Raw genomic sequence first — 13,560 nt, 5'->3', positions numbered from 1 at the left:
TTAAGAGGATTTTGTACTGGCATTGGCCTGAGATCTTGAATCTCGCAATGCCTTTTCCTTTTTCATGATGTCCATGGCCAGGTCTTTGTTTTTCGCCCGCATGGCATAGCCAGCTGCGTTGTATTCAGACTGATTCACCACAGAAGGGTCTGCCCCTTTCTGCAACAGATAACGCGCAACCTCCGCCTTGTTTTCCCGAGCGGCCATCATCAAAGGGGTGGTGCCATTGGCCGATTTGGCGTTGATGTCAGCGCCCGCATCCAGCAACATCTGGACTGCCTTCAAACTGCCGGAAGCGGCCGCGTAATGTAGCGGTGCCCACTGGCCAGGCCGGTTCACAGAAGCGCCCTCACTGATCAAAGCGGCCACCCACCCCGAGTTATCCAGCGCGCTGGCCACCATAATGGGCGTATCACCATGCATGTCAGCCTGATTCACATTGAGGTGCTTCGACAACAACAAAACCCGAACGCACTTGGCAGCGCCCTTGTACATCGCAAAGCTGATGGCCGGTTGACCCTCTTCAGTGAGTGTATTGGGGTCAAAGCCACGCAGCATCAAACTGCGCACTGTGCCGTCGTCGTCATTTGAAATTGCACGAAAGAAATCCGTGTAGCTGCCTGCAAAGGCAACGCCATGCAAGGCTAGAAAACAAAGAATTCCGGCGAATGCCACCTTAAAGCGAGTCATCTGAGTACCTCAGCCTACTTTCAGTTCTGCCAGCTTGAACAAACGTTCAAAATTCTGACTGGTGCACATACCCACTTCTTCCAGAGGCATTTGACGTTCATCCGCGATGACTTGAGCCACATGCGGCACAAAGCTGGGCTCATTGGTTTTGCCGCGGTGTGGAACGGGGGCAAGGTATGGAGAATCTGTCTCTATGAGAATTCGGTCCATCGGCACAAAACGCGCCACTTCCCGAAGATCGGCCGCATTCTTGAAACTGACGATGCCAGAAAAGGAAATGTACATGCCCATGTCCAGCGCCTGCCGGGCAAAATCAATGGACTCGGTGAAGCAGTGAATCACGCCACCACAGGCCATGACATTTTCTTCCCTTAAAATGGCTAGCGTGTCTTCGCCTGCATTTCTCGTATGAACAATCACAGGCATTCCAAGCTGGTTGGCTGCCCTTAAATGCGTTCGAAAGCGGTTTCTCTGCCAGGTCAAATCGCCTTTCAGGCGAAAGTAATCAAGCCCCGTCTCGCCGATGCCGATCACTTTTGGATGAGCGGCCAGTTCGACCAAGCGTTCCACCGTGGGCTCAGTGATGTCTTCATAGTCCGGGTGTACGCCCACGGTTGCCCACAGGTGATCGTGGTCTTCCGCAAGTTTCAAAACATTGGGAAAGTCCTCAAGCTGGACGGAGATGCAGAGTGCCCGGCTGACATTGGCCTGCTGCATTCGGACAAGGATGTCGGGCAGGTTTTCAACCAAACCCTCAAAATCTAGATGGCAATGGGAATCTGTAAACACTACAAGGTTGCTGATTTTGGTAAAGACCAAAACATTTTACCCGTCATCTCCTCGATTGTGCTCCGTGCACTTTCACCTGTCTCATCTTTCGGAAACTGAACGCCGATGCCACGTGGCCTGTCGCCACGCGCATTGCTGCCACACACCCAGACCACCCGGCCATTGACGGGAAATTTCTTACCCTCTTCACCCACTGTCAGCAACACAAACACCGGGTCTTTCAGCTGGTATTCCTTTTCGGTTTCAAGAAACACGCCACCGCCCTTGATAAATGGCATGTAGTGCTTCGAAACCGTCGCCTTGTCAAGCAGGTTAAGGGTGTGCATCCAGGGGCGGGCCCCCTGCGTATTGCCATTGTTCAGCATCTGGTTCATTCAGCCTGTCGTCAAGATTGCGTTTTAACGAGTTGATTGTGCCATTCTTGTGCCACAAACTCTAGCGCCAAACGGGGGTTAAGCGGATGCTCTGCAATCGCACTTTGCCGAGTCAGCAGCGCAAACACCCGAGACAACGATTGCAAGCTGATGCGCTTGGCCCACAACACACGGGGAGCCAACCAGGGAAACACCTCAACAGTCCCGCCCTGACACACCGCAGACAAATCTGCACACACCCGCTGGGCCAACTCCACTGCAACCGGAAACCCCATTTTTTCAAGGCCTGCAGGCAGCTGATTCTGTTGTTCGGGCGACACCAGCCAATCCACCCACTTTTTGCGCAAACCCAGTTGATCAATTTGGTTGTTTGACAGATCAAGCGCATCAAACGGATCATTCATCGCCAGGCTAAAAGCAACTTCAGGCTCGGCAACGCTGAGCCCCTTCAACCAGGTCACGGCCTCTTTGTAATCTGGCTCGGTGGCAGCCAATGACTGACAACGTGAGCGTATCGTGGGCAATAGATGTTCAGGCTTGTGCCCGATCAGCACAAATCTCAATCCCTCTCCGGGCTCTTCAAGAATTTTAAGCAGCGCATTGGCTGCATTCAGATTGAGCGCATCGAAGGGGTAAACCAACACGATTCGCTCATGCCCACGACTGGATGCGGTGTGCAAAAAAGACTGCAACTGGCGCACATCATCGACGCGAATCTCTTGACTGGGCTTGGTCCCCGTTTTCAGCTCCAAGGGGAATCCCATTTCCAGGGAAACACTTTGAGGGCAGAGCACTTGCAAGTCGGGATGATTTCCACCCTGGCGCATGTGACAGGCGGCGCAGTGCTCGCAAGCCTGATCGCCCACAGGCTGCTCACACAGTCGAAAGGCAGCCCATTGATTGGCAACCGACAAAAGCCCACGACGCTGCTGGCCATGCACGAGAACCGGAGACTGCGTGTGAGCCGCGAATTGATTTAATTCACGATATAAGGCCTTCAGCCATGGGGCAGAAAAGACAGCTTCGGTCACACCTACCCCTCACCAATGGCATCAAGGCCATCGTTGAATTTCATGAATTCCAGAAAGATTTCAAGCACCTGCTTGCCCACCGCATCCTCAGCCTGCTGTGCATCCAGCACTTTGACGCGACCCGGGTGCTCATCGGCTCTGCGCAAAAACCCCTGCCGAACCAATTCAATGTAGGCTTGCGGTCTAACCTCGAACCGATCGGTCTGCCCCTGACGCGCAGTCACGCGCTGCATTGAAACAGACACAGGCAGATCGAACAGAAAGGTGAGGTCAGGACAAAAGCCGTTCAAGGCCCACTGGCTCAAGGCCTCACATTCCGGCCAGCCCGGGTTATTGCCCTGCCCTTGATACGCAAAGCTGGAGTCTTCAAATCGGTCTGTCAGAATCCAGATTCCGGCGTTTAACGCGGGTTTGATTCGTGTTTCAACATGCTCGACACGCGCTGCATACATTAACAACAACTCTGTTCTCGTTTGCATGTCGTCATGCAGCACCAGTTCCCGAATTTTTTCGCTTAACGCGGTTCCGCCGGGTTCTCGGGTGACTTCACACCGATGTCCGCGACTTTCAATCGCTTCTTTGACGCGTTGAATGTGCGTGGACTTGCCTGCACCGTCAACTCCCTCAAAACTGATGAATCGTCCCCTGCGTATCGTCATGGTCAGTGTTATTTACCCAACTGATATTTTCTTACAGCGACATTGTGTTCGCTGAGGTTTTCGCTAAAGTGTGTTGTGCCATCGCCCCGCGCCACAAAATAATAATAATTCGTCTTGGCTGGGTGAAGTACGGCTTCCAGCGCTGCTTTGCCCGGGCTGCATATCGGTGTGGGTGGCAAGCCGGTTCGCAGGTAAGTGTTGTAAATGCCGTCTGTTTCCAGATGTTTGCGGGTCAGGTTGCCATTGAATGCTTTTCCCAGCCCGTAAATGACCGTGGGGTCGGTTTGAAGTGGCATGCCCGCTTTTAAGCGATTTTCGAAGACGCTCGCAATCGCAGCCCGATCCGACGCACGCCCGGTCTCTTTCTCGACGATGGAGGCCAGAATAAGCGCCTCATACGGGTTGTTCAACGGCACATTCAAGTCTCTTGATGCCCAAGCCTTGTCCAATATCGACTTTTGAAGTTCAATCGCGTTGATCAGCACTTCAGACAGTTTGGTTCCAGGCGAATATTTGAAAGTGTCTGGCGAAATCCAGCCTTCCAGGTTGCCGCTTTCAAGATTGAATCTTCGAGCTAAGTCAGGTTCGCTTGCATTCCCTAGGTCGTCGCGCAAGTCTGCCGTGTTTTTCAAATTGGTCAAAATTTCGAGCGCGGTACTTCCCTCAACAAACGTGATCGAGTCGAAGACCATTCCTTTGCCACTTTTCAGGTAATCGATCAGCTGAAGCGTGTTCAATCCGGGGGGAATGCTGTAGTAGCCCGCCTTCAATTTGTTACCGGCATGCAGCAGGTTGGCCGCCAGCACAAAGACACTGGGCTCGATTTCCAGCCCGCTGGACCGCAAGGCCTTTCCAACCTGTCTGGCTGAAAAACCTTGCTCAATTCGGACGTAAACTTCTGCTTTTTCGCGTGGAATGTCGAGGCTCAACAAGCCGTACACCAGGCCGGCAAACGCCAGTACGATGAAAGCAAGTATGGAAAGAATCAGCAAGGGCCTCGGCTTTGCTTGAGTGCCAGTTTTTTGCTTCTTCTTTTTGGGGTGGACCACTCGTTGACTCTCTGCAAAATTCAACAGCCGCTAAAGGTAACAGATCGGTTTAGAATGGAACATGATGATCTGAACAACCCGCGAAAATTGTCACTCTATTTGACTGTGATCGTTCATTTTAGGATTCAAATTGAATATTGCAACTGTTAATTTAACCCACATGGGTTTGGTGCGAGTAACAGGTGCAGACAGCACTGCGTTTTTGCAGGCCCAAATGACGCAGGCCATTGCATCACTCAGCCCAAACAAGGTCACTTTGGCCGGCTACTGCACGGCCAAGGGTCGGCAATTGGCCAGCTTTATTGTCATTCGACATGAAGACGCTTATTTGATGTTGACTCATCGAGGGCTCATTGAGCCACTCATTAAACGCCTTCGGATGTTTGTCTTAAGAAGCAAAGTTGTTCTTGAAAATGTCTCCAATCAATATCAGATCAATTTCCTTCAAGCGCGTCCGGGCGATGCGATGACAAAATCTGTCCTTGACGATGGTTCGCTTCACATCTCGCTGCGTGCATTGCCTGGGCAATCGGACCCCTGCGCGCTGCAATTGAACCCTCAAGCAGAGTCACCCGATGCACATTCAGCAGACGGCCATGGCACACTGGCAGACAACGCTTTTTCAGTCGCACTCATCAAGCTGGGCATACCCATGGTCACACCCTCAACCTGGGAGGAGTTTGTCCCCCAGCAGATCAACTTCGACCTGATCGGTGGCGTGTCATTCGACAAAGGCTGCTACCCGGGCCAGGAAGTGGTTGCCCGAAGCCATTATTTGGGGAAAAGTAAAAAACGCAGCGTAATAGGGCTTATTGAGGTGGATGCACCTGTGGCTGAAAAATCCGACATTTGGCTTGAAGGCAAAGACAACGAACCCGTTGGCCAGGTAGTAAATGCCGCAATGGATGGTGGTCAATGTCTGGTCCTGTTTGAATGTCCGGTTGACATCGCCTTGCAAAGCGAATCAAAACTCAGCGTGGACTCAAACGGTCAAAAAATACCCCTTCAGCGCATTCAATTGCCACCTTATGACATTCAAGCCAAGGGCAACCAGTACGCATGAAGGTTTCCTACGCACTGTACGTTTACTACAAGGTTGACCCGGCAGCGCTGGCCAGCGCCTGTTTGCAAAGCAAGAAAATCATGCAGCAAATGGCGAATCAGAGTGGTGCAGCCACCCGGCTGATGCGGCGGGCAGATGAAGATGGAAAGCCCGTCATCACCCTGATGGAAATTTACGAATTTGCTGAAGGAAACCCCTTCGAGGCGCAGGCCCGTCTCGACCAGATCGTGCAAGTCGAACTGGGAGAAAAGCCTGAGTGCGACCGCCACACCGAACTCTTCGTCCTTCAAGCAGACGCCTGATCATGTGCCTTGCAGCCTTTCACATCAACCCCGAGGGAAGCTTCCCGTTTGTGTGCCTTGCCAATCGGGATGAATTCCACCAACGTGCGGCAGCCCCTTTGCATCGCTGGTCCGACCATGACATTGTTGCAGGCAAAGACCTTCAATCTGGCGGCACTTGGCTGGGCATCAACCCTAGAGGTCAGTTTGGCCTACTGACCAACGTCAGAAATGCAGCCCTGAACAAAGGCACCGATGCCCCCAGCCGCGGCCATCTGATTACCCAATATCTCACGGGCGGTGCATTGCCCGATGAATTGCAGTCGCAGCAATACGCAGGCTTCAATCTCATCGCTGGGGAACTGAAATCAGACATGGTGGCGATGACTTACCTCAGCAACCAAGCTGGTCAAGGTCCGCAAACACTGACACCGGGCATCCACGTGCTGTCCAATGGCGCGCTGAACGACATGTGGCCCAAATCAGAGAAGTTGGCCAAGGGTCTGAAAGACTTGATGCGCAGTTCTCAACTGTCGGTGGACGAAATCACGAGGTCTGGTCTTGATCTGCTCGCCGATGAAGCGACCGCTGAGGACGCCGTCTTGCCGTCTACAGGGGTGCCTTATGCGTGGGAAAAAATGCTGTCGGCTACAAAAATTGTGTCGCCGGTGTATGGCACACGTTGCAGCACGGTGCTTGTTGTGACATCAGAGGGTGTTTGCAAACTGACAGAGGTCAGTTTCGGACCCAATGGCGAGGCATTGGGCCCTGCGGTTCAACTCGACATTACACTTCGTAGTCCATGCACTGACGCGCGCTGACCACTGAACCAATAAAAGCCTTGATGGCCTGATGATCAGGGTGCACTTGATAAGCATCCAGTGCAGCCTCGTTCTCAAAAGCAGAATACAAAGCCACATCGTATGTGCATTGCAGTTTGCCGCCGCCCATGCCCACTTCAAATGCCACAATGCCCGGCACCACGTTTGCGCAAGAAAGCAGTTTTTCCTTCACCAACTGCATGTTTTCCTGCTTTGATTTGCCATTGGCCTCGTCTTTGAGTTGCCAGAATACGATGTGCTTGATCATTTGCTGCTGATTCCTGTTAAGTCAATTGGTAGTCCTTGAAGAGCTCACGCAACTTCAATTTCTGGATTTTACCAGTGGCGGTGTGCGGAATTTCATCCACAAACTCCACCGCGTCAGGAATACTCATTTTCGCGACTTTGCCCTCGTAAAAATGAAGCATTTCTTTTGCAGTCAGCTCCGCCCCAGGCTTCTTGACCACGATCAACAGGGGACGCTCATCCCATTTGGGGTGGCGCACGGCAATCACAGCGGCTTCATGCACAGCAGGATGAGCCATTGCCACGTTTTCCAGATCGATTGAACTGATCCATTCACCGCCAGACTTGATCACATCTTTGCTGCGATCGGTAATCTGCATGTAACCGTCAGGATGAATTTTCGAGACGTCTCCCGTTGAAAACCAGCGCTTACCCTCTTTGTCTGTAGAAAACGCCTTCTCGCCTTCCCCACCGTAATACGCATTGATCACCCAATGCCCGCGCACCAGCAAATCACCAAAAGCATTGCCGTCCCAAGGCAGATCCTCGCCGTCGTCATTGACGATCCGCATGTCGACGCCATAGATCACTTTGCCCTGCCGCAACAGCACTTCCCGTTGCTTTTCAAGCGGCAACTCAAGGTGATCGGCATTGAGTCGGCACACCGTTCCCAGGGGGGATAGTTCGGTCATCCCCCAAGCGTGAACCACCTGAACGTCAAGGTCATTCAGCGCCTTGATCATGGCTGGCGGGCAAGCTGAGCCGCCAATCACGGTGTGCCGGAAGGTGCTGAACTTCAGCTTGTTTTGTTGAACATAATTCAGCAGCCCCAGCCAGACGGTTGGGACACCCGCCGAGAAATTGACCTTCTCGTCTTCCATGAGCCGGTACAGGGATTCACCATCCATTCCTGCGCCTGGCATGACCATCTTCGCGCCGACCATGGCCGCGATGTAAGGCAAGCCCCAGGCATTGACGTGGAACATGGGCACCACCGGCATCACAGCGTCTCGGCTGCTGATTCCCAGCGCATCTGGCATACAGGCGCCCATGGCGTGCAACACCGTTGATCGGTGGGAATACAGGGCACCTTTCGGGTTGCCCGTGGTGCCTGAGGTGTAGCAAAGGCTGGAGGCATCCTGCTCATCAAGTTGCGGCCAGACGAACTCGTCCGATTGTCCCTTCAAAAAATCTTCATAGTTCAACAGACCTGCCACAGGCGGATCAGCAGGCATGCGATCAGAATCGCACATCAGCACCCATCGCTTGACCGTGGGACAAGCCGGAGCAACTGCTTTGACCAATGGCGCAAACGTGCTGTCGAAAAACACCGTCGTGTCTTTGGCATGGTTGATAATGTAGACCAATTGCTCGGGAAACAGTCGGGGGTTCAGCGTGTGAACCACGGCCCCCATGCCCGACACCGCATAGTAAATCTCAACGTGGCGATAACCATTCCAGGCGAGTGTGGCAATGTTCTCGCCTTTTTTAACGCCTTCTGAAGTCAGCTTGTTGGCCAACTGGCGCGCACGCTTTGCGATTGTCGCGTAGTTGCTGCGGTGAATGTCTCCTTCTGTTCTTCTTGAAACCACTTCCACGTGCGGGTGGTGCCTTTCAGCGTGATCCAGAATGGATGAAATCAGCAATGGCATGTGCATCATCAAACCTTGCATCGCCTCGTCTCCTTTGTGTGTTGTAATAAGGTGTTTGCTTTTGCAAACAATAATCCAAACTATACTTCAGGTCCGCACGTGTTTGATGTAAAAAGCCCCGTTTTAACCCACCGCTACGCCAAGCTTGGCAAGCCTTTTGTGTACAACGTTCCAGCCACACCGCTGCGCGAAACGCCTCACTTGCTTCACCTGAACGAATCCTTAAGCAACGCACTCGGCCTTCAGCCCGACAGCTTGCGGAGCAAAGCAGCCATCGATCAACTGACGGGTAACCAGCCTTGGCCGGGTTACCCCAGTGTGGCCAGCATTTATTGCGGCCATCAGTTTGGCGTTTTCGTGCCGCAACTGGGTGACGGGCGCGCCTTGTTGATTGCCGAAATGGACACACCATCGGGCTATCAGCAATTACAGCTAAAAGGTGCCGGGCCCACTCCATTTTCCAGGCAGGGCGATGGCCGAGCAGTGCTCCGGTCTTCCATCCGTGAATACCTGGCCTCTGAGGCCATGCACCACCTTGGCATACCCACTACGCGCGCACTTAGCCTGACGGCAACCGCCGACCCGGTGTTCCGTGAAACCACGGAAACAGCGGCCGTGGTGTGTCGGGTCAGCCCCAGTTTCTTGCGCTTTGGGCACATTGAATACTTCACCTACAGCAACCAGCTGGATGCACTCAAAACCCTGTTGCTGTGGCACATTCAAAACCAGCATCCCGAGCTTGCCTCAGCCCATGCAGAAGATCACTTCGAAAAAACCCTGTTTGACTGGCTCGCTTGGGTCATCCAGCGGACTGCCAAGCTCATGGCGCAGTGGCAATCGGTCGGTTTTTGCCATGGTGTGATGAACACAGACAATATGTCATTGCTCGGTTTGACCATCGACTATGGACCCTACGGCTTCATAGACCACTTTGACATTGACCACATCTGCAACCATTCCGATCACCAAGGGCGCTACAGCTACCGCAACCAACCCCAAATCGGGCACTGGAACCTGTACGCACTGGCTCAGGCATTGAGTCCCCTACTTCCGCATGGCAAAGAAGATCTGCAATCGCTACTGGACGGCTACGTGGATCATTTTCAACAGGCCCATCGAGACCTGTTCTGTGCAAAGCTGGGTCTGAACCCGGCGCAGGCCAACGGATTTGAAGAAGACACACTGAAGTTCATGCATGAGCAACAAATTGATTTCACACGGTTCTTCCGGTCACTGTCTGTCATCACTCCTGAACTGGGCCTCGAACAATGTTGGGCCCAATGGCAGCAGTCCTCTTTCTTCGCACTCAAGCTTGGGCAAAGCGAGCAGGTAGACGCAGGTCGCCAATGGCTTGGGCACTGGTTGGCTCTTCAACCCAATACAGACGGGTTGGACGCCATCAATCCAGCATTTGTGCTGCGTAATCATTTGCTACAAAATTGCATTGAACAATCCAAGACAGGTGACTTTTCGGGCATTGAAGACCTTTACCAAGCCCTGATTGATCCCTTCAATACCAAAGCGGCCAGTGCAGACTTTTACGGTGAAACGCCCGAATGGGCTCGGTCTCTTGTACTGAGTTGTTCCTCTTGACAGCCACTGTGTGCTTGCCTGTAACAGCTTTGATATGATGCGTTTGACGATGACCCAACTCCTTTTTAAACAGGCCTCATGAAGCTATTGCTGGATTTTTTACCGATTGTGCTGTTTTTCGTCAGCTTCAAGTGGGCTGGTGCAAATCCGCACGCCACAGAGCAATTGCTCTCGCCGTTGCTGGGGCATCTTACGAACGCGGAAATTCAGGGTACGCAGCTGCCCATCCTGGCCGCCACCTCGGTGGCCATACTGGCGACCGCCCTGCAGATTGTGTGGCAAAAGGCCACCGGACGAAAAGTCGAGAAAATGCAATGGATCGGGCTTGTGCTGATCGTGGTCTTCGGCGGCGCCACGCTGATTTTGCACGATGAAATGTTCATCAAGTGGAAACCCACCGTGTTGTACCTGGCCATGGCCATCGGATTTCTGGTGGCCAACCTCATGAAACGAAACCCCATTGAGCTGATGATGAAGGAACAGGTCGATTTGCCCAGAAATGCCTGGACTCGCCTGCTCTACGCCTGGATTCTGTTTTTTGTGCTCATGGCAGTGGCCAACATTGCAGTGGCTTATTCGGTTTCCACTGAGGTCTGGGTCGACTTTAAATTGTTCGGATCGTTGGGCGCCACTTTGCTCTTTGTGATTGGCCAGGGCGTCTACATTTCCAAACACATGAAACCCGAAAACGAAGCATCCCACTCATGAACAGTATTACCCCAAACCAGCTCAAAGAACGCCTTGAGAACGCTCTGGAAGCCCAGGTGCGTGTCGAAGATGAATCGCACCTTCACGCAGGTCACGAAGGCGCCAAGTCTGGCGGTAGGCACTTCAGGATTTACATTTCCAGCCCACAATTCGCCGGCCTTAACACAGTCGCGCGACACAGGCTGGTGTATGATGCTGTGTCAGATTGGATGAAACAAGAGATCCACGCCTTGGCGATTCACGTCGTGCAGCCTGAGTAAAATCCCATCCAGACCACCAACAACCCACTCCATTGATACAAGGTTATTTGTAATGTTGAAATCCACTTTAAAGCTTTCTACAGCCTTGATGGCTCTCTTGCTGTCCGCCACTGCATTTGCCCAAAACGCAGCCCTCGTGAACGGCCAACCATTGTCAAGCGACCTCGTTGACTTCATCGTGAAAGAGCAGGCCAAACGCGGTCAGGCACCCTCAGACGAAGTTCGCGCCCAAATTCGCCAAGAACTGATCAATCAGGAAGTGCTCAAGCAAGAAGCCATTAAAAAAGGTCTGGCCAATGACAAAGACGTCAAACTGCAGACCCAGATGATGAATCAAGCCATTCTGGCCAATGCACTGCATGAAAATTTCATGAAAACCACAAAGCTTTCAGATGCTGAAGTGCAAAGCACATACGACAAAATTGCAAAAATGATGGGTGGTGAAGAATACCGCGCAAGCCATATCCTGGTTCAGTCTGAAAAAGAAGCCAAAGACATCATCGCCCAGTTGGACAAAGGCGCCAACTTCGCTGATCTGGCCAAGAAAAACTCAAAAGACCCTGGCTCAGCCAAAAATGGTGGTGACCTCGATTGGGCCAATGCCAACAGCTTTGTACCCGAATTTTCAAAAGCCATGGTCGCCCTGAAAAAAGGCGAATACACCAAAGAGCCCGTCAAGAGCCAGTTTGGATACCATGTGATCATGCTGACGGATGTTCGCAAAGCCACCCCACCTGCGCTGGCTGACATTCGCCCTCAGCTCGAACAGAAAATGCTGAACGACAAATGGAACCAGTATCAGCAAGACCTGCTGACCAAGGCCAAAATCAAGTAAACCTGTTTTGACCCCAAGAATAAAAAAGCCGCTTACTGAAGCGGCTTTTTTGTGTCAAAGACTTGTAATCGCTTTCACTGCGTCGAGATAGTCCAAGCTGCTCTGCAGTTGTGCCCATTCTGTGGTGGGTCCACTGGCCAACAATCGCTTTAAACGGCGGCTTCTCTGGTCTGCATTCTGACCGACCTGTTCGACAGGCTGGCTGACCAGCGCTTCAATGTCATCGAAGCGATTGCAGCACAACACGGCGTCACAACCGGCCGCCAAGGCGCTTGCAGCACGTTCGCGAATGTCACCCTCACCGTGGGCGCCTGCCATTTCCAGATCGTCACTGATGATTGCGCCGTCGTAGCCCAACTGGCCGCGCAACACGGTCTGTAACCAGAAGGTTGAGAAACAGGCGGGTTTTGGATCGACCTCACTGTAGACCACATGGGCAGGCATCACGCTGGCCATGTTCAACGAGCCATTCTGTACATAAGGCAGCACGTCACTGGCCATGATCTCGCTCAGTGGCCGCGTGTCAGTCGGCAATGCCAGGTGGCTGTCCAGCCTCACCCAACCGTGTCCTGGAAAGTGCTTTCCGCAACCCTGCATGCCCGCCAACAAAAGTCCATTCATCAGCGCAGCGGACAATCTCGCCACCAACACGGGGTCTTTGCCCAAAGACCGATCACCAATAATCTCGCTGTTGCCCCAATCCAGATCCAGTACGGGTGTAAAGCTCATGTCAATGTCACAGGCACGAAGCTCTGCCGCCAACACAAATCCGGCCTGTCTGGCCAGTCTTAAGGCCATGTCCAGATCATGCTGTGCCACCTCACCCAGCTTTCGCATGGCAGGAATGTGCGTGAAACCGCTCCTGAAGCGCTGTACCCTGCCACCTTCATGGTCTACGAAAATCGGTTTCCCCTGTCCGCCATGGGCTCGAATGGACTTCACCAGGTCAATCAACTGGTCTTTGCTCTCAAAATTGCGGGAAAAAAGAATCAAGCCACCCACGGCTGGGCTTTGAATGCGGCGAATGTCATCGGAAGAAAGGGTCAGCCCAGTCAAACCGATGATGTAGGGTCCTAAATTGTGCATTGTTTTTTTAGATCGGAAATTAGTTGTTGATGGCAGTGTCAATCACCACCATGCCCATGGCCATGTCCTCTTCATCAGACAAGGAAATCTTCACCACTGCTGAATGCTGCTGCACCCACTGGTTTAAGCGATCAGAATACACCAGGCGGGGGGCCCCTTTCTCATCGTTGAGGACGCTGAGGTCCTGAAATGAAAAATCGCCACCAACACCAGTGCCAAGCGCTTTGGAAAAGGCCTCTTTGACGGCAAATCGTGAGGCCAAAAAAGACAGGCCGCGTTTTTGCGACTGTGCACTTCGACGTTCGTACTCGGCGCATTCAAGTGGGGTCAAAATACGCGCAAGAAACCGGGCACCGCCCTGCTCCAGCGCCTTGGCGATTCGAGGAACCGACACCAGATCACAACCCACACCGCGCAACATGC

17 protein-coding genes are annotated in these 13,560 nt (G+C 52.8%); 7 read left to right on the top strand and 10 right to left on the bottom strand.

Features of this window, described 5'->3' with window-relative positions; genetic code table 11:
* Genes QQJ87_RS05205 through mltG form a run of 6 tightly spaced genes read right to left on the bottom strand, consistent with a single transcriptional unit; the run spans position 1 to position 4,592 of the window.
* Positions 1 to 690 (bottom strand): ankyrin repeat domain-containing protein, encoded by a 690-nt coding sequence (locus QQJ87_RS05205; protein ID WP_284280368.1) that lies wholly within the window; start codon positions 688 to 690, stop codon positions 1 to 3.
* Positions 691 to 699: 9 nt separating this feature from the next.
* Entirely contained in the window at positions 700 to 1,479 is a 780-nt protein-coding gene (locus tag QQJ87_RS05200) for a TatD family hydrolase (RefSeq protein ID WP_284280367.1), read from the bottom strand.
* Positions 1,479 to 1,853, bottom strand: coding sequence for a PilZ domain-containing protein (locus tag QQJ87_RS05195; protein WP_284280366.1), 375 nt, complete (start codon positions 1,851 to 1,853; stop codon positions 1,479 to 1,481). The genes QQJ87_RS05200 and QQJ87_RS05195 overlap by 1 nt, the downstream gene beginning before the upstream one ends.
* A gap of 11 nt (positions 1,854 to 1,864) precedes the next feature.
* On the bottom strand, positions 1,865 to 2,884 hold the full coding sequence (locus QQJ87_RS05190; protein WP_284280365.1) for a hypothetical protein: 1,020 nt from the start codon (positions 2,882 to 2,884) through the stop codon (positions 1,865 to 1,867).
* A 2-nt stretch (positions 2,885 to 2,886) separates the two neighbouring features.
* Positions 2,887 to 3,543: a dTMP kinase gene (tmk, locus tag QQJ87_RS05185; RefSeq protein WP_284280364.1), complete on the bottom strand. Its 657-nt coding sequence runs from the start codon at positions 3,541 to 3,543 to the stop codon at positions 2,887 to 2,889.
* 8 nt (positions 3,544 to 3,551) lie between these two features.
* The gene (gene mltG, locus QQJ87_RS05180; RefSeq protein WP_284280363.1) at positions 3,552 to 4,592 is read right to left on the bottom strand and encodes an endolytic transglycosylase MltG; all 1,041 of its coding nucleotides are present in this window, start codon (positions 4,590 to 4,592) and stop codon (positions 3,552 to 3,554) included.
* 130 nt (positions 4,593 to 4,722) lie between these two features.
* Here mltG and ygfZ point away from each other — a divergent pair, with 130 nt between their 5' ends.
* The 3 genes from ygfZ to QQJ87_RS05165 are packed head-to-tail and all read left to right on the top strand — an operon-like array spanning position 4,723 to position 6,757.
* Positions 4,723 to 5,655 carry a CAF17-like 4Fe-4S cluster assembly/insertion protein YgfZ gene (ygfZ, locus tag QQJ87_RS05175; protein WP_284280361.1) on the top strand — a complete coding sequence of 311 codons (933 nt, stop codon included), beginning with the start codon at positions 4,723 to 4,725 and terminating at the stop codon, positions 5,653 to 5,655.
* On the top strand, positions 5,652 to 5,957 hold the full coding sequence (locus tag QQJ87_RS05170) for a DUF4936 family protein (protein ID WP_284280360.1): 306 nt from the start codon (positions 5,652 to 5,654) through the stop codon (positions 5,955 to 5,957). Before ygfZ ends, QQJ87_RS05170 begins: the two co-directional genes overlap by 4 nt.
* A 2-nt stretch (positions 5,958 to 5,959) precedes the next feature.
* Positions 5,960 to 6,757, top strand: coding sequence for an NRDE family protein (locus QQJ87_RS05165; protein WP_284280359.1), 798 nt, complete (start codon positions 5,960 to 5,962; stop codon positions 6,755 to 6,757).
* On the opposite strand, the gene QQJ87_RS05160 is transcribed toward QQJ87_RS05165, so the two are convergent.
* Both QQJ87_RS05160 and QQJ87_RS05155 read right to left on the bottom strand, forming a co-directional pair.
* A complete protein-coding gene (locus QQJ87_RS05160) occupies positions 6,723 to 7,025 on the bottom strand; it encodes a Dabb family protein (RefSeq protein WP_284280358.1) in 303 nt (100 codons plus the stop codon). The two genes, QQJ87_RS05165 and QQJ87_RS05160, sit on opposite strands and share 35 nt — an antisense overlap.
* A gap of 16 nt (positions 7,026 to 7,041) precedes the next feature.
* Positions 7,042 to 8,676, bottom strand: coding sequence for a 3-(methylthio)propionyl-CoA ligase (locus QQJ87_RS05155; protein ID WP_284280357.1), 1,635 nt, complete (start codon positions 8,674 to 8,676; stop codon positions 7,042 to 7,044).
* A gap of 78 nt (positions 8,677 to 8,754) precedes the next feature.
* Here QQJ87_RS05155 and QQJ87_RS05150 point away from each other — a divergent pair, with 78 nt between their 5' ends.
* The 4 genes from QQJ87_RS05150 to QQJ87_RS05135 all read left to right on the top strand — a co-directional run bounded on the left by QQJ87_RS05150 (position 8,755) and on the right by QQJ87_RS05135 (position 12,051).
* Positions 8,755 to 10,248 carry a protein adenylyltransferase SelO gene (locus QQJ87_RS05150; RefSeq protein ID WP_284280356.1) on the top strand — a complete coding sequence of 498 codons (1,494 nt, stop codon included), beginning with the start codon at positions 8,755 to 8,757 and terminating at the stop codon, positions 10,246 to 10,248.
* Between the two features lie 78 nt (positions 10,249 to 10,326).
* A complete protein-coding gene (locus QQJ87_RS05145; RefSeq protein ID WP_284280355.1) occupies positions 10,327 to 10,956 on the top strand; it encodes a septation protein A in 630 nt (209 codons plus the stop codon).
* On the top strand, positions 10,953 to 11,216 hold the full coding sequence (locus tag QQJ87_RS05140; RefSeq protein ID WP_284280354.1) for a BolA family protein: 264 nt from the start codon (positions 10,953 to 10,955) through the stop codon (positions 11,214 to 11,216). The genes QQJ87_RS05145 and QQJ87_RS05140 overlap by 4 nt, the downstream gene beginning before the upstream one ends.
* 52 nt (positions 11,217 to 11,268) lie before the next feature.
* Positions 11,269 to 12,051 carry a peptidylprolyl isomerase gene (locus tag QQJ87_RS05135; RefSeq protein ID WP_284280353.1) on the top strand — a complete coding sequence of 261 codons (783 nt, stop codon included), beginning with the start codon at positions 11,269 to 11,271 and terminating at the stop codon, positions 12,049 to 12,051.
* 54 nt (positions 12,052 to 12,105) lie between these two features.
* On the opposite strand, the gene nagZ is transcribed toward QQJ87_RS05135, so the two are convergent.
* Together nagZ and acpS are read right to left on the bottom strand one after the other, a co-directional pair.
* Complete coding sequence (nagZ, locus tag QQJ87_RS05130; protein ID WP_284280351.1) at positions 12,106 to 13,137, bottom strand: beta-N-acetylhexosaminidase; 1,032 nt, start codon at positions 13,135 to 13,137, stop codon at positions 12,106 to 12,108.
* A gap of 19 nt (positions 13,138 to 13,156) precedes the next feature.
* Entirely contained in the window at positions 13,157 to 13,558 is a 402-nt protein-coding gene (acpS, locus tag QQJ87_RS05125; RefSeq protein WP_284280350.1) for a holo-ACP synthase, read from the bottom strand.
* Positions 13,559 to 13,560: the final 2 nt, after the last annotated feature.

The sequence above is a fragment of the Limnobacter litoralis genome (assembly GCF_030160455.1).
Lineage (GTDB): Bacteria > Pseudomonadota > Gammaproteobacteria > Burkholderiales > Burkholderiaceae_B > Limnobacter > Limnobacter litoralis.
The sequence above is the reverse complement of the archived record's forward strand: the minus strand, read 5'-3'. Positions and strand labels throughout refer to the sequence as shown.